18 protein-coding genes are annotated in these 22,186 nt (G+C 43.8%); 14 read left to right on the forward strand and 4 right to left on the reverse strand.

The annotated features are described in order from the left end of the window. The first annotated feature begins 2 nt into the window (after positions 1-2). The 14 genes from ABD772_RS09665 to ABD772_RS09730 all read left to right on the forward strand — a co-directional run bounded on the left by ABD772_RS09665 (position 3) and on the right by ABD772_RS09730 (position 18,316). On the forward strand, positions 3-410 hold the full coding sequence (locus ABD772_RS09665; protein ID WP_345103324.1) for an FtsL-like putative cell division protein: 408 nt from the start codon (positions 3-5) through the stop codon (positions 408-410). Next, complete coding sequence (locus ABD772_RS09670) at positions 407-2,530, forward strand: penicillin-binding protein (RefSeq protein ID WP_345103326.1); 2,124 nt, start codon at positions 407-409, stop codon at positions 2,528-2,530. The genes ABD772_RS09665 and ABD772_RS09670 overlap by 4 nt, the downstream gene beginning before the upstream one ends. Beyond that, on the forward strand, positions 2,527-3,984 hold the full coding sequence (locus tag ABD772_RS09675) for a UDP-N-acetylmuramoyl-L-alanyl-D-glutamate--2,6-diaminopimelate ligase (RefSeq protein WP_345103328.1): 1,458 nt from the start codon (positions 2,527-2,529) through the stop codon (positions 3,982-3,984). Before ABD772_RS09670 ends, ABD772_RS09675 begins: the two co-directional genes overlap by 4 nt. Before the next feature lie 97 nt (positions 3,985-4,081). Continuing rightward, positions 4,082-5,323 carry a phospho-N-acetylmuramoyl-pentapeptide-transferase gene (mraY, locus tag ABD772_RS09680; RefSeq protein ID WP_345103330.1) on the forward strand — a complete coding sequence of 414 codons (1,242 nt, stop codon included), beginning with the start codon at positions 4,082-4,084 and terminating at the stop codon, positions 5,321-5,323. Positions 5,324-5,436: 113 nt separating this feature from the next. Next, positions 5,437-6,816, forward strand: coding sequence for a UDP-N-acetylmuramoyl-L-alanine--D-glutamate ligase (murD, locus tag ABD772_RS09685; RefSeq protein ID WP_345103723.1), 1,380 nt, complete (start codon positions 5,437-5,439; stop codon positions 6,814-6,816). Positions 6,817-6,936: 120 nt separating this feature from the next. After that, positions 6,937-8,091, forward strand: coding sequence for an FtsW/RodA/SpoVE family cell cycle protein (locus ABD772_RS09690; RefSeq protein ID WP_345103332.1), 1,155 nt, complete (start codon positions 6,937-6,939; stop codon positions 8,089-8,091). A 76-nt stretch (positions 8,092-8,167) separates the two neighbouring features. Beyond that, positions 8,168-9,292 carry an undecaprenyldiphospho-muramoylpentapeptide beta-N-acetylglucosaminyltransferase gene (gene murG / locus ABD772_RS09695; RefSeq protein WP_345103334.1) on the forward strand — a complete coding sequence of 375 codons (1,125 nt, stop codon included), beginning with the start codon at positions 8,168-8,170 and terminating at the stop codon, positions 9,290-9,292. Between the two features lie 48 nt (positions 9,293-9,340). Continuing rightward, positions 9,341-10,696, forward strand: a complete 1,356-nt coding sequence (gene murC, locus ABD772_RS09700) for a UDP-N-acetylmuramate--L-alanine ligase (RefSeq protein WP_345103336.1) — start codon at positions 9,341-9,343, stop codon at positions 10,694-10,696. Next, on the forward strand, positions 10,689-11,543 hold the full coding sequence (locus tag ABD772_RS09705; protein WP_345103338.1) for a cell division protein FtsQ/DivIB: 855 nt from the start codon (positions 10,689-10,691) through the stop codon (positions 11,541-11,543). The genes murC and ABD772_RS09705 overlap by 8 nt, the downstream gene beginning before the upstream one ends. A 2-nt stretch (positions 11,544-11,545) precedes the next feature. Then, positions 11,546-12,889 (forward strand): cell division protein FtsA, encoded by a 1,344-nt coding sequence (ftsA, locus tag ABD772_RS09710; protein ID WP_345103340.1) that lies wholly within the window; start codon positions 11,546-11,548, stop codon positions 12,887-12,889. Between the two features lie 235 nt (positions 12,890-13,124). Next, positions 13,125-14,759 (forward strand): cell division protein FtsZ, encoded by a 1,635-nt coding sequence (ftsZ, locus tag ABD772_RS09715; RefSeq protein ID WP_345103342.1) that lies wholly within the window; start codon positions 13,125-13,127, stop codon positions 14,757-14,759. A 153-nt stretch (positions 14,760-14,912) separates the two neighbouring features. Further along, entirely contained in the window at positions 14,913-16,157 is a 1,245-nt protein-coding gene (locus ABD772_RS09720; RefSeq protein WP_345103344.1) for an aminotransferase class I/II-fold pyridoxal phosphate-dependent enzyme, read from the forward strand. Positions 16,158-16,256: 99 nt separating this feature from the next. Then, positions 16,257-17,801: an FG-GAP repeat domain-containing protein gene (locus ABD772_RS09725; protein WP_345103346.1), complete on the forward strand. Its 1,545-nt coding sequence runs from the start codon at positions 16,257-16,259 to the stop codon at positions 17,799-17,801. 338 nt (positions 17,802-18,139) lie between these two features. Beyond that, a complete protein-coding gene (locus ABD772_RS09730; protein ID WP_345103348.1) occupies positions 18,140-18,316 on the forward strand; it encodes a histone H1 in 177 nt (58 codons plus the stop codon). 112 nt (positions 18,317-18,428) lie between these two features. Here the strand turns inward: ABD772_RS09730 and dapA are convergent, their stop codons facing one another. The 4 genes from dapA to ABD772_RS09750 form a co-directional block, all read right to left on the reverse strand. Further along, a complete protein-coding gene (gene dapA, locus ABD772_RS09735; RefSeq protein ID WP_345103350.1) occupies positions 18,429-19,313 on the reverse strand; it encodes a 4-hydroxy-tetrahydrodipicolinate synthase in 885 nt (294 codons plus the stop codon). 122 nt (positions 19,314-19,435) lie between these two features. Further along, positions 19,436-20,314, reverse strand: coding sequence for a succinate--CoA ligase subunit alpha (sucD, locus tag ABD772_RS09740; protein WP_345103352.1), 879 nt, complete (start codon positions 20,312-20,314; stop codon positions 19,436-19,438). A 179-nt stretch (positions 20,315-20,493) separates the two neighbouring features. Further along, entirely contained in the window at positions 20,494-21,717 is a 1,224-nt protein-coding gene (dctA, locus tag ABD772_RS09745; protein WP_345103354.1) for a C4-dicarboxylate transporter DctA, read from the reverse strand. A gap of 80 nt (positions 21,718-21,797) precedes the next feature. Further along, positions 21,798-22,100 (reverse strand): hypothetical protein, encoded by a 303-nt coding sequence (locus tag ABD772_RS09750; RefSeq protein ID WP_345103356.1) that lies wholly within the window; start codon positions 22,098-22,100, stop codon positions 21,798-21,800. Positions 22,101-22,186 lie beyond the last annotated feature (86 nt).

A 22,186-nucleotide genomic window follows, 5' to 3' on the forward strand; every position in this document is an offset into this window, starting at 1 on the left:
GTATGACCAATCGTTTACGTACCGAAGTTGAGAAGGAGCAGTTGGAGAGCGAGTTGATCGTGGAGGAAAAACCTGCAAAGGAGATTCCTGAAAACTTTTTGACCAAATTTTTAACAAAGGGGTTTATAACTACCGACGAAGCTACGCGTGCGTTGCCGTTTGTGTTATACCTGGCTTTTTTAGGGATGATTTACATTGCTAACCGTCACCTGGCCGAGAAGAACATACGCGACATTGACAAATTAACCAAAGAAGTTCATGAACTGAATTGGGAGTATAAAGTAAACCAGGCAGATCTGGCCTATAAAAGCACATTGTCAGAAGTGGCTAAACGGGTAGATACCCTGGGTATTAAGGAGGCGTTACAGCCGGCGCAAAAAATTACAGTACAGGAGGATGCCGATCAATGAGTATCAGAACCAATATATTGCTGCGTGTATATCTGGCCTTTGGCCTGATATTACTGTTTGCTTTGGCGGTGGTGATACAAATGTGCCGCCTGCAATTTGTACAGGGCGAAAAATGGAAGTCGATGGCGGCTAAGCTTTCAACCCGTTATGAAAATGTTGAGGCTACCCGTGGTAATATCATTTCGGTTGACGGTGCTTTGCTGGCGACGTCAGTACCCGAATATGAACTGCATATGGATATGTTTGCCGGCGGTATTTTTGAGGATAAAGTTTTCTATGCAAAAGTTGATTCGCTGGCGGCCAAACTTGCTCAGTTGTATCCTGATAAAACAGAGCGGTATTATTCAAGAATGCTGCGCAGCGCCCGTAAGGACAGCTCCCGTTACCAGTTGATTAGACGCCGCGTAACATTTCAGGAATTAAAACAGATCCGCAAGTTTCCAATTTTCCGTATGGGCAGGTATAAAGGTGGGCTGATCGTTCTGCAGCAAAACAAACGTATTTTGCCATTTCGGTCACTGGCCGCCCGTACCATTGGCTACAAAAACGAGAACGTAAAAAACGCAGTAGGTTTAGAAGGTGCCTATGCTGAATATATCGATGGCGAAAACGGCAAGCGATTGATGCAGCGTATAGCGGGCGGAGTATATGTTCCGGTAAACGACGATGAGGATGAAGTAGCCGCAAAAGACGGCGCAGATATTATCTCTACCATCAACGTAAACTTTCAGGATGTCGCACAAAAGGCCTTAAGAAAACAACTGGATAGCATTCAGGCAGATTTTGGTACGGTTGTGCTGATGGAAGTTGCTACAGGCGAAGTTCGTGCTATTGCCAATTTTACCCGGACAAAAGACGGAGATTATCAGGAGCGGTTCAACTATGCTATTGCTGCTGAGGCAGAGCCCGGCTCGACCTTTAAACTGGCAACTTACATGACCCTGCTTGATCAGCATAAAATTGACACCAACACTAAGGTTGATATCCAGCATGGGCGTTATGATATGATCAATCCGCGCAACGGTAAAGTTTTTCTGCATATTAAAGACGCCGAAGACGCCGGTGGTATAATAAGTGCAAAAAGGGCTTTTGAAGAATCATCGAACGTAGGCGCCGTTAAGTTAGCTTATTCACACTATGCTGCTAATCCGAGGGAGTTTACTGATGCGTTGTATAGTTATCATTTAAATGAGCGGAATCATCTGCAAATCCCCGGTGAAGGTCGGCCGCTTATTAAAAATCCATCGTCAAAAAGCTGGAACAAATTGCAAACAGTAGCGCAAATGGCTTACGGTTACGAGTTGAAACTGTCCCCGTTGCAAATGCTTACCTTCTATAACTCGGTAGCTAACAATGGCAAAGAGATAGCGCCAATTTTTGTTAAGGAGATTCGCAGTATGGGTAATACCGTGGAACGTTTTCAGGCGCGGGTGATCAATGACAAAGTATGCTCTGATGAAACATTAGCTAAAGTTAAAGGCTTGTTGGAGGGCGTAGTTTTAGAAGGCACCGGTAAACTGGTCATTAAAAATAATTTATACAGCGTAGCGGGTAAAACCGGTACGGCCCAAATAGCACACGGCTCGGCGGGTTATGGCGCTAAAGATGAGCATCAAGCATCATTCTGCGGCTATTTTCCTGCCGACAGGCCGAAGTATTCCATGATTGTGGTGATCAGTAATCCGCGTATAGGCTCGCATTTGGCGGCGCGGGTGGCCGGCCCGGTGTTCAGAAAGATTGCCGACCGCGTTTATGCAAGCGACCTGGAGCTGAGCCACGGTGCAACGGTCCATTTTGTGGGTAACACCACTATGCCTAAGATTAAGCATGGCAATATGGCCGCCATTAAAAAGGTTTACAGCAAACTAGGTGTGAAGCCGTTATATGCATCTACCACTACCGGTATTGATACCAGTGAAGGATTGCCTTATGATGATACAAAATATAAAGCGGGTACGGTGCCGGATGTAACAGGCATGAGTTTGAGCGATGCTTTATATGCTTTGGGTAATGCCGGCTACAAAGTAGGGGCAAAAGGAAGCGGGGTAGTAACTACCCAATCGATAATAGCAGGAAGTGCTGCACGAAAAGGGTCAAAGATATTTATAGAGTTAGAATGAGAAGCCTGAGCGACATATTAACCGGATTAGCATTTACTGAGCTGCAGGGCGCAGCCGACGTAGAGATCAGCGCAATTGTGTTTGATTCGCGCAAGGTTGTGCCGGGTTGCTTGTTTGTGGCGGTCAGAGGTACTCAGGTTGATGGTCATGATTTTATTGATAAAGCAATTCAGGATGGTGCCGTTGCGGTGATCTGTGAAGAACTGCCGGGCCATACTGCTGCCGAGGCTGACTTCCTGATGGTAAAAGATTCGGCTGCTGCCCTGGGTATTGTATCGGCTAATTTCTATGATAATCCATCCAGAAAATTAAAGCTGGTAGGTGTTACCGGTACAAATGGTAAAACTACTATTGCAACACTATTATATCAGCTGTTTCGAGATCTGGGATATAAATGCGGTTTATTGTCGACGGTTGAAAACCAGATCAATGGTAAGGTTATCCCCTCAAGTCACACCACACCAGATCAGGTTGAATTGAACCGGCTGCTGGACGAGATGGTTGGCCAGGGCTGCGACTACTGCTTTATGGAAGTAAGCTCGCACGCCGTTGCGCAGCATCGCATTGAGGGGCTGAATTTTACCGGTGCGATATTTTCCAATCTGACACATGATCATTTAGATTACCATAAAACATTTGACAACTACCTGAGAGCCAAAAAAGCGTTTTTTGACGGCTTGTCTAAAAATGCTTTTGCATTAACCAATGCCGATGATAAAAACGGTAATGTAATGCTGCAAAATACCAGGGCTCACAAAAAGACCTACGGCCTTAAAAACATGGCCGACTTTAAAGGCAAGATCCTTGAAAATCAGTTTGGCGGATTGTTATTGCTGGTTGATAACGAAGAGGTTTGGTTTAAAATGGTAGGCACATTCAATGCTTACAACTTGCTGGCTGTTTATGCCACTGCAGTGCTCCTTGATCAGGATCATGCTAAAGTACTGACCAGCCTCAGTAAATTGTCGGGTGCTGAAGGCAGGTTTGATTATGTAGTATCGGCAAACAAGATCATTGGCATTGTAGACTATGCGCATACACCCGATGCAGTGCAAAATGTGCTGACCACTATTCATAACATCCGTAAGGGCAATGAACAGGTCATCACCGTAATAGGCTGCGGTGGCGACCGTGATAAGACTAAGCGCCCGGTAATGGCCAAAGTGGCTTGTGAGTGGAGTGACAAGGTGATCCTGACCTCGGACAATCCCCGCTCGGAAGATCCTGAACAAATCATCAGGGATATGGAAGCCGGGGTGCCAATAATGTCAAAGTTTAATGTTGCAAGCATTGCTGATCGTCATGAGGCTATAAAAACAGCTTGCATGTTGGCCAAACCGGGAGATATTATCCTGCTGGCAGGCAAAGGCCATGAAAAATACCAGGAAATAAAAGGCGTGAAAAATCACTTTGACGATAAAGAAGAGTTGTTAAATCAATTTAATCAGATGTGAAGATATGCGTTGGCTGTAAAATAATATCATCAACACATTAAAAAATTAAAAAGCTGCACATCTGCGCATTTGCATATCTGCACATCAAATAGATAGTATGTTATATTACTTATTTACTTATCTGTACAAAAACTATAGTATTCCGGGAGCGGGGGTGTTTCAGTACATCACGTTTAGGATGGCTATGGCGGTTATTACGTCATTAGTTATAACTACCGTGTATGGCCGCAGATTGATTGACTACTTACGTTACAAACAAGTAGGCGAAACTGTACGCAACCTGGGCCTGGAGGGCCAGATGCAAAAAGCCGGTACACCTACCATGGGTGGTCTTATCATCATCGCTGGTATACTGATCCCAACTTTGTTGTTTGCCAAGCTTGATAACGTTTATGTAATACTGATGATAGTTACTACCGTTTGGCTGGGGACGATCGGTTTTCTTGACGATTATATTAAGGTATTTAAAAAGAATAAAGAGGGATTGGCCGGACGATTTAAAATTGTCGGGCAGGTGGGTTTAGCGCTTATTATCGGCTTTGTTATGTTTACCAATAAAGGTATAACTATCCGCCAGGAGGTTAAGCCACCGGTGCAGTATGATGCTAAAATTGATTTCCACATGCGTGGTAATAAACCGGTTCTGACACAGGACATAACATCACATAAAACCACGTTGCCCTTTTATAAAAATAATGAACTGGATTATGGCAAGGTGCTTAAATTTTTAGGCCCGGGTTATGAAAATTATACGCTCGTAGTATTCCTGTTTTTTGTCATTGTGATCATCACCGCAATATCAAACGGCGCAAATATTACTGATGGTATAGACGGGCTTGCGACGGGAACCTCGGCAATTATAGGAATTACCTTGGCTATACTGGCTTACGTTTCGGGTAACTACATTATATCAGAGTATCTGAATATTATGTACATCCCCAATTCGGGCGAGCTGGTGATTTTTGCCGGTGCTTTTGTAGGGGCCTGCGTGGGTTTCCTGTGGTATAACTCATACCCGGCACAAGTATTTATGGGAGATACCGGCAGCCTGGCTATAGGCGGTATCATTGCGGTGTTCGCCATCCTGATCCGTAAGGAACTGATGCTGCCCTTGCTATGCGGCATATTCCTGATGGAGAATGTGTCTGTAATGATGCAGGTAGGCTGGTTTAAGTATACCAAAAAGAAATATGGCGAGGGCCGCAGGATATTCCTGATGTCGCCGTTGCATCACCATTATCAAAAGAAAGGTTTCCATGAGGCTAAGATTGTAACCCGCTTCTGGATCATCGGCATTATGCTGGCTATATTGAGTGTGGTGACCTTGAAGTTGAGATAGCGCTGCTTAGTCCATGGTTCATAGTCGATGGTCCATGGATGAGGAAGATTAATAGATAATAGAAATATAAATAAAAGAACCATGGACTATTGACCATGGCCTATGAACCAAGAATGACTAACAAAAACGAAATATCAAACCTAAATCATTCGCCTAAAGGCAGCAGGATAGCTATCCTCGGTGCGGGCGAGAGCGGAGTGGGTGCGGCATACCTTGCGCAGCAGCAGGGCTATGATGTTTTTGTATCAGACTTTGGTGCGGTAGCCCCGCATTATAAAGACCACTTATTAAAGTGGAACATCAGCCTTGAAGAAAATGGACATACCGAAGCCGAGATACTGGCTGCCGTGGAAGTGATCAAAAGCCCGGGTATACCTGATAAAGCGCCGATCATTAAAAAGATCAGAGAAAAGGGTATTCCAGTGATATCGGAGATTGAATTTGCCGGCAGATATACCAATGCAAAGATCATCGGTATAACCGGATCAAACGGTAAAACTACTACAACCAGCCTAATTTATTTCATCCTGAAAAATGCAGGATTGAATATAGGCCTGGCCGGTAATATAGGTAAAAGCTTTGCTTACCAGGTAGCTACCGAAAATTTTGATAGCTATGTACTGGAGCTAAGCAGTTTTATGCTGGACGATATGTACCGGTTTAAGGTTGACATAGCGGTGCTGTTGAACATTACACCCGATCACCTCGACAGATACGATTACAAAATGGAAAACTATGCGGCGTCAAAATTCCGCATTACACAAAATCAGCGTGCGGATGACGTATTTATTTATTGCGCTGATGATATGGAAACGATAAAAGGAATGGAAGACAGAAGCTTTAATGCTAAGCTTTATCCGTTCTCGATAGAAAAAAAAGTAACCACGGGAGCAGATCTCGAAAACGACAATATTGTCATTAACACACCACAAGAACATTTTGAAATGTCAATTACAGAACTAGCGCTGCAAGGCAAGCACAACATCTACAACTCTATGGCGTCAGGCATAGTAGCAAAGGTGCTCGAATTAAGGAACGATACCCTTAGAGATAGCCTCGCCACGTTCAAAAACATTGAACATAGATTGGAATTTGTTGGTAAAATATCGGGCATTAGCTTCATTAATGACTCGAAAGCTACTAACGTAAACTCTACCTGGTATGCGCTGGAAAGTATGACCAGCGATGTGGTGTTGATATTGGGTGGAGTTGATAAAGGTAATGACTATTTAATGTTAAGAGATCTGGTTAAACAAAAGGTAAAGGCCATAGTTTGTCTGGGCAGAGACAACCAGCGCATTCATGATGCTTTTGAGGATGATGTTGATATTATAGTTAACACTACCTCGGCTTCTGATGCGGTACAGGCGGCTTATCACCTGGCTACAAAAGGTGATACGGTATTATTATCGCCGGCCTGTGCCAGTTTTGACCTGTTTAAAAATTATGAAGATCGCGGCAATCAGTTTAAAGCCGCGGTGAAGGAGCTATAAATGTGCGGATGTGTAAATGAAAATAATAAGTATGTCATTGCGAGCGATAGCGTGGCAATCGCGAGGAAGTAAAGTTCGCGATTGCTTCGTTTCTCGCAATGACAAGTAAGTAACAAATAAATGAACCAGATATTACAAAACATCAAAGGAGACCGTTGGATATGGCTGATAGTCATTCTGCTGTCGCTGGTATCGCTGTTGTCGGTATATAGCGCTATTGGTACGCTGGCTTATAAGCGTGGCGTAGGTGTTGAGTCGATTTTGATGAAGCACCTGGCTATGATTGTAGGTGGTATCGCGCTGATGTATATCTCGCATAAATTAGACTATCGTTATTATTCGGGCATCTCCAAATTACTGATGTACATCACCATTCCATTGCTGTTTTATACACTGATTTTTGGTAGCCATGTTAACGATGCGAGCCGCTGGATCGCTATTCCGGGCACGGGCTTGAGTTTCCAGACCTCCGATTTGGCTAAGCTGGCTTTGATTACTTACCTGGCAAGGTCATTGTCGCGTAAGCAAGAAAATATAAAAGATGTTAAGCAATCATTCATCCCCATAATGGGTGCAGTTTGTACAGTGTTTATCCTGATTGCATTGGCTAATCTTTCTACGGCCTTAATGTTGTTTGGTGTTAGTGTATTGCTGTTAATTATCGGTCGTATAAGTATCAAGCAAATTGCCATAACCTGTTTGGCAGGGGCGGTACTGCTGACCGGGGTGATTTTTCTGGGCCCGCGTCGTAAAACTTATGTGTCGCGTATCCATACGTTCATGCACCCCGAGGCAGCTAATCCCGATAAGTCATTCCAGGCAGATCACGCCAAGATAGCCATTGCATCGGGTGGTATTTTTGGCAAGGGCCCTGGAAAAAGCAGTGAGGTTAACTATCTGCCCGAAGCGTATTCCGATGAGATATACGCTATCATCATCGAAGAATATGGCTTAATGGGCGGCGTTATCTTGATAGGGCTATATCTTTTTCTGCTTTACCGGTGCATCAAAATAGTAACTAAAGCGCCAAAAGCTTTCGGTGCGTTGCTGGCAGCGGGATTAAGCTTTAGCTTGACCATACAGGCATTTGCCAATATGGCCGTAGCCGTGGGGTTGGGCCCTGTAACAGGTGTGCCGCTACCCTTTGTGAGTATGGGTGGTACGTCAATGTTATTTACCAGCATTGCGTTCGGCATTATATTATCGGTTAGTCGTGATATAGAGGATCCGAAAAAAGTAATAGTAGGCGAAATAAAGGAAGTGGCGCTCGCGTAGCGAGAAAAGATTAGTGATTGAAGATCAGATATTAGTTAAATGAAATAAAAATGCCATGGACTATTGACCATGGTGTATGGACAAAATTAAAATGGCAAAAGGCAAACGGATAATTATTAGCGGTGGCGGTACCGGAGGGCACATCTTCCCGGCTATTGCTATTGCCAATGCTTTGAAAAAGCTTGACCCGGCTACTGAGATCCTTTTTGTGGGAGCTAACGGCCGCATGGAAATGGAGAAAGTGCCTGCTGCCGGTTATAAAATTATTGGCCTGAACATTCAGGGTATACAGCGTAAGTCGGTTTGGAAAAACTTGTTGTTCCCGGTTAAGTTGTTCAACAGCGTGAGCAAGGCGCTGCAAATTATTAAAGACTTTAGGCCCGACGCTGCGGTTGGCGTAGGTGGTTATGCATCTGGTCCGTTGTTATACGCGGCGTCAATGAAAGGAGTGCCTTACCTGATTCAGGAACAAAACTCGTATGCCGGCATTACTAATAAATGGCTGGGCAAAAAGGCAGAAAAGATATGTGTGGCCTTTGATGGCATGGAGCAATTCTTTCCGGCAGATAAACTGATCAAAACCGGCAACCCGATCAGGCGCGAGTCGGTGGATGTTGCAGGTAAGCACTTGCAGGCCCTGGAGCTTTACAAACTGTCCGCAGAAAAGAAAACTATTATGGTTACCGGCGGTAGTTTGGGGGCACGTACTTTAAATAACAGCATACTGGCGCATTTAGATCAGATCATCGCTGCCGATGTTCAGTTGATCTGGCAAACCGGTAAGTTCTATTATAAGAGCATCATTGACCAACTGGGTGAAGATTATCATCCAAACGTGCGTATTGTGGAGTTTGTAAGCCGCATGGATTTGGCTTATGCCGCTGCTGACGTCATCATATCAAGAGCAGGTGCAGGTACTATCGCAGAGTTATGTGTAGTTAAAAAGCCGGTTATACTGGTGCCATCGCCAAATGTTGCCGAAGATCATCAAACCAAAAATGCACTTGCCTTAGTACATGATCAAGCCGCAATTTTTGTGGCCGACCGCGATGCTGAAGAAAAATTAACAGAGAAAGCTTTAGAGCTTTTAAAGGACAAAGATTTGCAAAAGAAATTAAGCGACAACATCGGTAAAATGGCTTTGCCCAATGCCGATGAAGTTATTGCGAAAGAGGTTATACAAATAACAATTAATAATTAAATCTTAGCTCCGCCTTCGGTTTCGGAGGCGGGGCTTTTTAGAGAAGACATGGAATTACGCAACATACAACGGGTTTACCTGGTAGGCATAGGCGGCATAGGCATGAGCGGCCTTGCACGTTATTTTGCTCATTTGGGTTGTATTGTTTGCGGTTATGATAAAACGCCGACCGACCTTACCGACGAATTGCGCAACGAAGGTATTCAGATTGTTTTTGAGGATAACTGCGAGGCGGTGCCAAAAAGCTTCCGCGATGTGGATGATAATACCCTGGTTATTTATACCCCTGCTATCCCGAAAGATTCTCAGATTCTGGGCTTTTTCCAGCGCAAAGGTTTTACGTTGTGGAAACGGTCGCAAGTTTTAGGATTGATAAGCAAAGGCAGATTTACCATTGGAGTGGCAGGTACGCATGGTAAAACCACTACTTCATGTATGGTAGCGCACATTCTGAAAGATTCGGGTAAAGATTGCTCAGCATTTTTGGGTGGCATAGCGTCTAACTATCAAACCAATGTGCTGTTTGGTAATAATGATATCGTGGTGGTTGAGGCTGATGAGTATGATCGTTCCTTTCTGACCCTGTATCCTGATGTCGCTATTGTAACATCGATGGATGCTGATCACCTGGATATTTATGGCGATCATTCTCAACTAACAGAGTCGTTTCGTTTATACGCCTCGCAGATCAAACCGGGAGGTACATTAATTCGCCGCAAAGGCTTGCCTTTGGACGGCGGATTTACCTACAGTATCAACGGTGATGCTGATGCTGTAGCTCAAAACATCCGTGTAGAGAACGGTGATTTTTACTTCGACTTTGTAAGCGGCGACATTAATATCAGTAATATCAAGCTGGGTATTGCCGGATTACATAATATCGAAAATGCGGTAGCGGCCACCAAAGTCGGTTTGCTGCTGGGTGTTTCTGCCGATGCTATTAAGAGCGCCTTGAATTCATTTAAAGGGGTGAAAAGGAGATTTGAATATATCGTAAAAACGCCAGATCATATTTACATTGATGATTATGCGCATCATCCTGAAGAATTAAGGGCGGCGATCGCTTCAATCAAAAAGTTATATCCAAACAAAAAACTCACAACAATTTTTCAACCTCACCTGTACACCCGTACCCGCGATTTTGTGGACGGGTTTGCTGAGGTTTTGGATATGAGCGATGAATTGCTGCTGCTGGATATTTACCCGGCCCGCGAATTACCGATCGAAGGTGTAACATCGGCCATAATTCTTGATCGGATGAAGCTTGAAAACCGGCAGATCTTGAGCAAGCAGGCGGCGATAGATAAAGTAAGATCAGAACAGCCCGAGTTATTGCTTACTGTTGGCGCAGGCGATATTGATCAGTTGGTACAACCATTAAAAAGTGCTTTACAAAATGTTTAAGAAACCTATATGGCGCATCCTGCTACTTAGTTTTATCTGGCTGATAAGCCTGGGTGGCCTGGTGGTGCTCATGAGTTTCATTGAAGTAAAGAAAACTGAGGTGGTTTGTAAAGATGTGAGGATCTACATCCCCGGCAGTCAATATTTCATCGATAAAAAAGAGGTTGAAAGCATTTTGCAACTAAGCAGCTTTACATTGGTTGGCCGCAGGATAGACCGCATCAACATGCATCAGCTGGAGAATAAATTGAAAGCAAATCCTTTTGTTGAATTTGCTAAGGTTTATGCTGATATGGATGGTGTGCTAATGATTGAAATCGAGCAACGCGAACCTATTATGCGGGTGATGAACCAAAACGATCAGGACTTTTATATTGACAAAAACGGTCTAAAAATTCCGCTTTCCGCCAATTTTACGGCAAGGGTACTGGCCGCCAACGGATTTATTGAAGAGCCATTTGGCAATAAGGTAGATACGCTGCATACTGCCCTGGCGCGCGACTTGTTTAAAACGGTTTCCTATATCCGTGGTGATTCTTTATGGGACGCACAAATAGGTCAGATCTATGTAAATCAAGGTCATGAAATAGAACTGATACCGCGTGTAGGCAGCCAGCGCATTTTGCTGGGTAACGCCGACTCCCTTGATATGAAGTTTAAAAACCTGATGGCATTTTACAAACAGGCATTACCTCAGGTTGGCTGGGATGCTTACAAGATCATTAACATTAAATACGCTAACCAGATAATCGGGGTTAAAAACTCGAAGGCAGACTCGCTACGAATGAAAGCCATCGCCGACTCAACCAAATTAATTAAAAAAGACACATCTCAAATAATACAGTAAATATGGATAAGAGTTCAACACAAGAAAAAAGTTCGCCAATTGTAGTGGGATTAGATATCGGTACCACTAAAATTTGCGCAATTGTTGGCCGTCGTAGTAAAAACGGCAAGATCGAAGTCCTGGGCATTGGCAAAGCCGAATCTGCGGGTGTAACTCGTGGGGTAGTATCAAACATTGACAAAACCGTACAGGGCATAACCTCGGCTGTTGACATAGCCGGTACCCAATCAAACGTCGAAATCAGAGTGGTAAACGTTGGCATCGCAGGTCAGCATATTAAAAGCTTACAGCATCGTGGTTTAATTACCCGTCGCGATCTGCAGTCAGAGATCAGCCGCAAAGACATTGACAAACTGATCGAGGACATGTACAACCTGGTAATGCCTCCCGGCGAGGAGATCATCCATGTACTGCCGCAAGAATTTACTGTCGACAGCGAGCCCGGTATCAAAGATCCCATCGGCATGGCGGGCGTACGTCTGGAAGCCAACTTCCATATCATATCAGGGCAGGTTACCGCTATCAAAAATATTGTGAAATGTGTTAACAAAGCGCATCTGGAAAGCCAGGAGCTAATACTTGAGCCGCTTGCATCATCAGAATCTGTATTAAGCGACGAGGAAAAAGAAGCAGGTGTGGTATTGGTTGATATTGGTGGCGGTACAACCGACGTGGCGATTTTCCACGAGGGTATTATCCGTCATACTGCGGTGATTCCATTTGGCGGTAACAGTGTAACGGAGGATATCCGCGAAGGATGCTCGGTAATGCGTAACATCGCAGAGCAGCTGAAAGTACGTTTCGGTTCGGCGCTGGCTGATGAAAACAAAGAAAATGAGATTGTGTGTGTTCCGGGGCTTCGTGGCCGCGAACCTAAAGAAATATCAGTAAAAAATCTGGCATATGTTATCCAGGCCCGCATGGAAGAGATTGTTGAGCATGTGTATTATGAGATCAAATCATCAGGCTACGAGAAAAAACTGATTGCCGGCATCGTAATTACCGGCGGCGGGGCGCAGCTAAAACACCTGCCCCAAATGGTAGAGTTTGTTACCGGCCTGGATTGCCGCGTGGGTTACCCTAACGAGCATTTGGCCAAAAACGAGCATCTGCCTAAAAACATATATGAAGAACTGCAAAGTCCGACGTTTGCTACTGGTATCGGTTTGCTGATAAAAGGTATTCAGAAGATGGAATATATTGGCGAAGTACAGCAGCCAACTGAGGCTAAAGTGGATAAAACCAAATATACCGAAGAAAAAAAATTCGGGCTATTTGGCAAAATATTAGAGAGCGGAAAGAAATTTATTAAAGACGATATTAAGGACGAGGACTTTTTGAAGTAAAGCCAACCAGTCCCCTCTAAATCTCCCCTGGAAGGGGAGATTTAGAGGGGCTATCAAAAGCCCTTCCTACCGGGAGGGTTTGGGTGGGGCTGATGGAATGTTTAGTTAACTTTTCAACATCGTTCATTTTTTCCACATTATAGACATTTGTGGAAAAACCTTGTGGAAAAAGTACTAATATTACAATGGTGAAATCTAAGATTCGTCGAATTATACATAGCTGAAAATTAGGATTATGCAATTTGAGATGTTAAAAGAAAAATCGTCAATCATCAAAGTTATTGGTGTTGGCGGTGGCGGTGGTAATGCAGTAAACCACATGTACAAGCAAGGTATTACCGGGGTCGACTTTATAATTTGTAACACTGATGCGCAGGCATTGGAGTTAAGCCCTATACCAAACAAAGTACAATTAGGAGCAAGTTTAACAGAGGGGATGGGTGCAGGCTCAATACCCGAGGTTGGCAAAAATTCGGCTATCGAAAATATCGACGATATTAAACAGATGCTGGGCCCAAATACTAAAATGCTGTTTATTACTGCAGGTATGGGCGGCGGTACAGGTACCGGTGCAAGCCCTATTATTGCTAAAGCTGCCCGCGAACTGGATATCCTGACCGTAGGGATCATCACCACTCCGTTTTCTTTTGAAGGCAAGCGTCGTAAAATGCAGGCTGAAGAGGGTATGGAAGAGCTGAAAAAATATGTTGACTCGTTCCTGGTGATATCAAATGACCGTCTGCGTCAAATTTTTGGCAACTTAACACTTGGGTCTGCGTTTGCACAAGCCGACGATATCTTGACCACAGCCGCTAAAGGCATCGCAGAGATCATTACGTTGCCGGGCTATATAAACGTCGACTTTAAAGATGTGCGTACCGTAATGAAGGATAGCGGCGTGTCTATCATGGGTAGCTGCGCTGCCGAAGGCGAAAACCGGGCCCTGCGTGCAGTTGAAGGTGCTTTGTCATCACCATTATTAAAAGATAACGAAATTGAAGGCGCACGCTACATCCTGTTAAATATCAGCTCGGGTGAGAAAGAGGTGACTATGGACGAAGTGAGCATCATTACTGATTACATTCAGGAAGAAGCCGGCTTAGCCGCCGACCTGATCTGGGGTAACTGCCGTGATGAGAATTTGGGCGATAAATTATCGGTAACCATTATTGCTACCGGTTTCCAAACTAAAGATGAGCGCGAAAAAGAGTTTAGCAGCAAGAAAATTGTAAATATGCTGGTTCCTGATGCACCTCTGGTAAGGCCGGTTAATGATTTTATTAATCCAGTTACAGAAGGTACGCCTGCTGAACCATACATGAAGGGCCAACCACAACAGCCAAAAGAAGAACAAACACAACAAGCCGGATTATTTGATTTATTTGCAGCTGCCCGGCCCGATGAAAAGCAATCCGAGCCGGTGATCAAATATAATTTTCAGGAAGTTGAAGAACAGCCTATAGCTGAGAATGAAACCGAACTGCCTGAGTTTACTTTTAAACTGGCGGAGCCTGAAACCGAAACTATCATTAATTTTGAAGCTGAAGTTGAGCAGGAGGAGATAGTTGCTACTGCAGAACCTGAACCTGTAGTTAATGCCGACGATAATAAGACCGATGAGTCGATTGAGGAGCAGCTACGTAAATCGCGCGAGCGTATTATGCGTTTAAAAGATCTGAGCATGAAACTGCGCAGCGGCAACATTCAGGAGTTAGAGAATGTTCCGGCTTATAAACGTAAAGAAGTAGCCTTGCAGGAAACACCGGCCTCAAACGAAAGCCAGGTATCACGTTTCTCTTTGCTGCCTGATAGCGAGGGTAAAATTGAGATCCGCGACAGCAACTCATTTTTGCACGATAACGTAGACTGATCTACGATGCATTAGTTTATATAAAAGGGGGAGGTAGCTTAGTTTATCTCCCCCTTTTTTGTTATATTACGCAAAGCTTTGGCTACCAGATACCCGACAAAAGATACAAAAGCGTATATTTGCATATTTGAAACGATAAATAGGGAGATAGAATTGGATTTATTTGACAAAATTATCAGTAGTATGGGCGGCCCGCTCGGGCAGCATCAAAAATGGTCGCACGGGTATTTTTCATACCCTAAGTTAGAAGGAGAGATTGCTCCGCATATGCAATTTAATGGTAAGGAGCATTTAGTTTGGAGCCTGAATAATTATTTAGGATTAGCTAACCATCCAGAAGTACGTGAAGCTGACGCTAAAGCTGCAGCTGATTACGGAATGGCCTACCCAATGGGTGCCAGGATGATGTCTGGAAACTCCATCCATCACGAAGAGTTAGAGAATGGCCTTGCCGAATTTGTAGGTAAAGAGGCGGCGTTTTTATTAAATTATGGTTATCAGGGTATGGTGTCAATCATCGACTCTCTGGTTACGCGTAATGATGTTATTGTTTACGATGCCGAGTCGCATGCGTGTATCATTGATGGCGTACGTCTGCATATGGGTAAACGTTTTGTATACCAGCACAATGACCTGGAGAGCTGCGAGAAGCAATTAGAACGTGCAACCCGTTTAGCCGAGCAAACAGGCGGCGGTATTTTACTAATCACTGAGGGCGTATTTGGCATGTCTGGTGCACAAGGTAAGCTAAATGAGATCATCGACCTGAAAAAGAAATTTGATTTCAGGATATTGGTTGATGATGCGCATGGCTTTGGTACCATGGGCCCAACAGGTGCAGGCACCCACGAGGCACAAGGTTGTGTGGAGGGCGTAGACGTCTACTTTGGCACCTTTGCTAAATCAATGGCCGGTATAGGCGGTTTTGTGGCTGCCGACAGACAGATAATTGACTACCTGCGCTACAATATGCGTTCGCAGATATTTGCCAAAGCCTTACCAATGCCGATGGTTATAGGCCTTAAAAAGCGATTTGAATTACTGAAAGCCAAACCCGAGCTGCGCGAACAACTGTGGCAAATTTCCACCACGCTGCAAAATGGGTTAAGAGCGCGCGGCTTTGATCTTGGTGTTACCAATACCATGGTTACTCCGGTGTACTTAAAAGGCGAGTTATATGAGGCCACTGCCTTAACCCGCGACCTGCGCGAACAATGGGGTATATTCTGCTCTATAGTGGTTTATCCGGTTATTCCAAAAGGATTGATCTTGTTAAGGTTAATACCAACTGCTGCACACAGCCTGGAAGATGTGCAACGCACTCTGGACGCCTACAGTGCTATGGGCGAGAAGCTGAAAGCCGGTGTCTACAGCAAGAAGGTTGCTGAGGCGCAATAACGGGTATTTTAATAATGAATAAATAAATGCCATCTGCTTACAGGTGGCATTTTCTTTTATATATTTTATAAATTAGCCTGTCAAAAACCAAATATGCGCTTGTCTAACAAATTAGTTGTTATTACTTTACTTGTTTTAATAATTGCTGCCCTGGTGCGCTGCAGTGAGGCAACTAATAGTAAAGCAAACGAGACTTTTTCGGCTGATGATGTAGGCAAAGGGCAGGCCTTGGCGGCACAGTACTGCCAGTCATGCCATCAATTGCCAAATCCTTCTTTAATAAATAAAGAAAGCTGGCATAACCATGTATTACCCGTAATGGGACGATATCTTGGTATCAAGTCTGACGGTGAAAAATCAATGGTGAACGACCTTGAAAGTGATGCCAGCTATATGCCTGACACGGCTCAAATTGATTCGGCAAAATGGGCTCAGATACAGGCTTATTTTATGGCTAAAGCCCCGGAGCGCTTGCCTGTTCCTAAAGTGGCCGAGCCTATTCATCAATTACCTATCTTCGAGATACGGCCGTCTCCCGCCGAGTGGGACTCTACATCCGCAATGACATCATATGTAAAAATTGATGAAAGTGTAAAGCCGCATAGATTGATTGTTGCAAATGGATTAAACAACCGGCTCATTATACTTGATAGTCGGGGTAAGACGCTGGGTTCGCGCATTATGGATGGCGCAATTGTGAATCTATTGTTTCAGGATGATAAGATAACCGCTACTCACATCGGCAAAGATCTGTGGGCAAATAATTTCAAAAATGGTTTTATAAAAGAGATCAGGATCGGGAAAGACGGCAAGATCACGCCAGCTGCACAACCTGTATTTTTTAGATTAGGCAGGGCGCTATCTACCGATATTATTGATCTAAACGGCGATGGACTTAAAGACTATCTAATTGCTCAGTTTGGTAAAATTACGGGCAGATTAAGCTGGGTTGACAGATCGGGCGGTAAATTGAAGGAACACATAATCAGAGATAAGCCCGGCTGTATCAAAACAATAATCACTTATAATAACAAGACCCATCATCCTGACATTTGGGCACTATTTGCACAGGGGGACGAGGGGATCTTTTTTTATACCAACGACGGCAGAGGTAATTTTGAAGAGAAAAAAGTGTTAGGTTTCCCACCATCATATGGTTCAAGCTCATTTGATCTGGTTAATTTTAATGGAGACGGTTTTAAAGATATTATTTACACGTGTGGTGATAACGGCGACTTTAGCCAGATATTAAAACCTTATCACGGCGTATATATTTATCTTAATGATGGCAATGGTAAGTTCACGCAGAAATACTTCTATCCTATAAATGGCTGTTATAAGGCTATTGCTAAAGATTTTGACGGAGATGGAGATCTGGATATAGCTACCATAAGTGAGTTTCCAGGCGACGTTAAGCCGCGGCAGGCTTTTGTATATTTAGAAAACAAAGGTAACTATCAATTCCAGGCTTACACGCTACCTTTAAATACGCCATTTCACAACGGTATGACTATGGATGCCGGCGATATAGATGGCGATGGCAAGATAGATCTGCTTTTGGGAAATGGATATGGGGGAGGGAGCAAGGGCCAGAAGCAGCCATTATTTATGATTTTAAAGAATATCAGCAGCATAAAAAAGTAAATAACTGCGACCCGGAGGAAATTTTGCAGTTTTAGCAATAGTTAGTCACTAATTTATGTAGTTTGGTGTGTTGTTAAACGGGCATTATAAGGTTGATATATACCCAATTTTATCATCTAAATAGCCTTATATTATTTAAAAGGAAAAAAATATTATAATACTGATAAATAATAGTCTGAAATGCCATAAAAATCGATAAAGTATATAGGTAAAACCGCCTATAAATGTGGAAAAAAACCGTATTTAAAGCGCTTTAAAGTATTTTTTTTTTGATAAAAACAGTTTAGCTTAGCTACAATAAAACAAAAAACCTCAAATATTTAAAAAGGAGTTAACTGATGAAAAAATTTACTGAAGTAAAAAACCTTATCGCATCGCTGGAAGCTGATGCCGACAAGTTTTACAACAAGGGTAATAGTGCAGCCGGTACCCGTGTTCGCAAAGGGATGCAGGACTTGAAAAACCTTGCACAAGCTATTCGCCTGGAAGTTCAGGAAACAAAAAACAAAGCTTGAGGATACCTCGGGTATCTGACTGACAAAACCCGGCTGCACGCAGCGGGGTTTTTTTATAAAAGAAAAGGCAACTTGTTAAAGTTGCCTTTTCTTTTATGCTGATGATACAGCATTAGTTTTTATTAAATTTCTGAACTTCCGCAATGATTTCGTTTTTCACTCCCTCGCTAACCTGCACTAGTGGTAAGCGTACCGTATCGCCGCAAATACCTAATTGTTTAAGGGCGGTTTTAACTCCCGCCGGGCTGCCGTCAACAAAGCATAGCCGTGTGATGTTCAGCAAATCGTAGTGCCCTTTCTGAGCGCCTTTAAAATCATAGTTCAGACATTTGCGGATCATGTCAGATGTTTGACGCGGTAAGGCGTTACCCACTACCGATATCACACCAACAGCACCCAGCGCTATCATAGGGAAACTGATCGGGTCGTCGCCAGATATCATCAGGAAACCTTCGGGTTTATCGCGCATAACCTGGTTAATCTGCTCAAAATTGCCCGACGCTTCTTTAATGCCTACAATGTTTTTAAAATCATTAGCCAAACGTACGGTGGTAGCTGCGCTTACATTGCTGCCAGTGCGGCTTGGTACGTTATATAGCAAGATAGGCAGTTTTGAGTTCTCCGCAATAGCTTTATAATGCTGGTAAATACCTTCCTGGGTTGGCTTGTTATATTGCGGGCTTGCCGAAAGTATAGCATCATAACCCGTAATTTCAAACGCTTTGATCTGTTCTACAACATCGGCGGTATTGTTACCGGCTATACCGGCAACCAGGTTAATACGGCCATTAACAGCTTCGGCGGTAAAAGCAAAAACCTTCTTCTTTTCTTCGGCAGATAATGTGGCGCTCTCGCCTGTTGTACCTAATGACACGATGTATTCCACACCGCCATCAATTAAATAATCGATAAGGTTTTTAAGCCCGTCATAATCCACTTGCCCGTCTGCAAGAAAAGGAGTAACTATCGCTATCCCTGTTCCGTAAAATTTATTCATGTTAGTATTAAATGGCTGCTAAGATAATAATTTCTATTAAGCTGTGTTATACAAAAAATCCCGGCCAAACTGACCGGGATTCTTATATCTAAAGCGAAATCTTTTACCTTCCGCGTTTTACTTTAAGCTTTCTTCGCCAGTTCTTCGGCCATTGCCGCACCAATTTCGGCAGGTGAGGCAACTACGCGGATGCCGCATTCTGCCATGATCTTCATCTTGGCTGCAGCAGTATCATCGGCACCGCCAACAATAGCACCGGCGTGGCCCATACGGCGTCCCGGAGGCGCAGTTTGTCCGGCAATAAAACCAACAACAGGTTTGGTACCGTTTGCTTTGATCCAGCGTGCAGCTTCGGCTTCCATACCACCGCCAATTTCGCCAATCATGATAATGCCATGAGTTTCAGGATCGTTCATCAACAGCTCAACCGCTTCTTTGGTTGGAGTGCCAATGATCGGGTCGCCACCAATCCCTATGGCAGTAGTGATACCTAAGCCGGCTTTAACCACCTGGTCAACCGCTTCATAAGTCAGCGTACCTGATTTTGAAACCACACCTACGTTTCCTTTTTTAAAGATAAAGCCCGGCATAATACCAATTTTGCTCTCGTCGGCAGTGATAATTCCGGGGCAGTTAGGGCCAATTAAACGCGCGTCTTTGTCAGACAAATATTCTTTAACCGCAATCATATCCTTGGTTGGGATACCTTCGGTGATACAAACAATAACTTTAATACCTGCCTCGGCAGCTTCCATGATAGCGTCGGCGGCAAACGCAGGCGGAACGAAAATAATAGAAACATTAGCGCCGGTTTGTTTAACTGCATCAGCAACGGTATTAAAAACCGGGCGGTCAAGATGAGTTTGGCCACCTTTGCCAGGCGTAACACCACCAACAACCTGCGTACCATATTCAATCATCTGCGATGCATGGTAAGTGCCTTCATTGCCTGTAAAACCCTGAACTATAACTTTAGAATCTTTATTTACGAGAACGCTCATTGGTATTTGATTTCTTATTTTATCGCAAAGCTAAAATTATTTTTCGCCCGCTAAGGATTTGGGGTACTAATTTTTTGTTTGATGATGAAAAATTTACAAATATCCCTTTTAAATCTCCCCCGGTAGAGGAGACTGATGGTTATTAAGATTCTATTAAAAGTCCTCCCTGCCGGGAAAGATTAGGAAGGGCTGGTAAACTCCCCTTCACTCTTCGCAATAACAATAGTGGCAACCCCGTTGCCAATCATATTGGTAATGGCCCGTGCTTCTGACATAAACCTGTCCACGCCGAGCAATATCGCTACACCTTCAACCGGTATAACTTTAATAGCTGCCAGCGTTGAGGTAAGCACAATAAACCCGCTGCCCGTTACACCGGCGGCGCCTTTTGAAGTGATCATTAATATAGCAATGATACTTAACTGCTGACCTAGTGATAGCGGTATCTGAAATACCTGCGCCAAAAATATCACCGACATAGACAGGTAGATCGTCGTCCCATCCAAATTAAAAGAATATCCTGCCGGAATTACCAAACCTACCACCGACCGCGAGCAGCCAAATTTTTCCATCTTTTCCATCATGGCAGGCAAAACAGTTTCAGACGATGAAGTACCCCAAACAATCAGTATTTCTTCTTTAATATGTTTAAGATATTTCCAAAAGCTGAATTTATAAATGTAGCAGATCAGGTTCAATATCACAAAAATGAACAACGCCATGGTGATATAAACCGATGTCATGAGCAAAGCAAGCGGGCGAAGCGTTTCGATGCCGTAAGTGCCCACTGTATAAGCCATCCCGCCAAAGGCACCTATAGGGGCAACCTTCATTACGATGTGCATGATATTGAAAAAAACTTTAGATAGTTTCTCAAACAGGTCGGTTACTACTTTGCCCGAGTCGCCCATACGGCTCAACCCGAAACCGAAGAGGATCGCAAAGAAAAGTATCTGCAAAATATCGCCTTTGGCAAAAGCGTCGAAAGCATTGCCGGGCACAATATGGAATATAAAGTCGCTCCAATGCATTTCGGAAGCAGCTTTTTGGTACACCTCAAGTTTGCTGATATCGGCTTTAACTGTTGTTACAAAACCCTCGCCGGGTTTCACAAAGTTGGCTACAGTTACACCAATGATGAGCGCAAACGTGGTGACGATCTCAAAATACAGTAAAGCCTTACCGCCCACACGGCCCACCTTTTTCATGTCGTTCATGCCGGCAATGCCCAGCACAATGGTGAAAAATATAATGGGAGCAATCAGCATAGTAATTAAGCTGATAAATGTCTTGCTGATCAACTGTGCGGTCGGGGCAAATGACTTAAAGTAAAGCCCCACAATAATGCCCAGAATAATAGCAACAAGTACCTGAAAGGTAAGGTTGGTAAATAGTCGTTTCATTATAACAATAATACGATTATTAAGAACATAAAAAAGCCCGCCTTAAAACAAGACGGGCTTTTTAACACGGCTGGCAATATTTATCTCCAGTAACCGGCAACCCATACATAACCGCCGCGGCGATGATCCCAATGGCCCGGAACCCAAACTGCATGAGGACGAGGAGCTACGGCCCAATAGCCTGGGCGCTCAACATAAGTACGGCCTTTTGGCACCCATTCGCCTTCAATCCATACATGATGTGCCGATGGACGTGCGGGGCGTACAACCACACGGCCGTGGTGATACAAGCGGGTTTTAACTACAATTTGTGCATTACTATCGACGGCTAAAAATAGCAGCAAAGCTGCCGATACAAATAAAATTCTTCTTAGTGTTTTCATGGCTGTATTGTCTGTTGTTAATTATCATAAAGACATCAGCCCCGAAAAAAAGTTTAATTTTTAGTAAGGATGTTTTTTAAGATTGA

Source organism: Mucilaginibacter panaciglaebae, assembly GCF_039539265.1.
Lineage (GTDB): Bacteria > Bacteroidota > Bacteroidia > Sphingobacteriales > Sphingobacteriaceae > Mucilaginibacter > Mucilaginibacter panaciglaebae.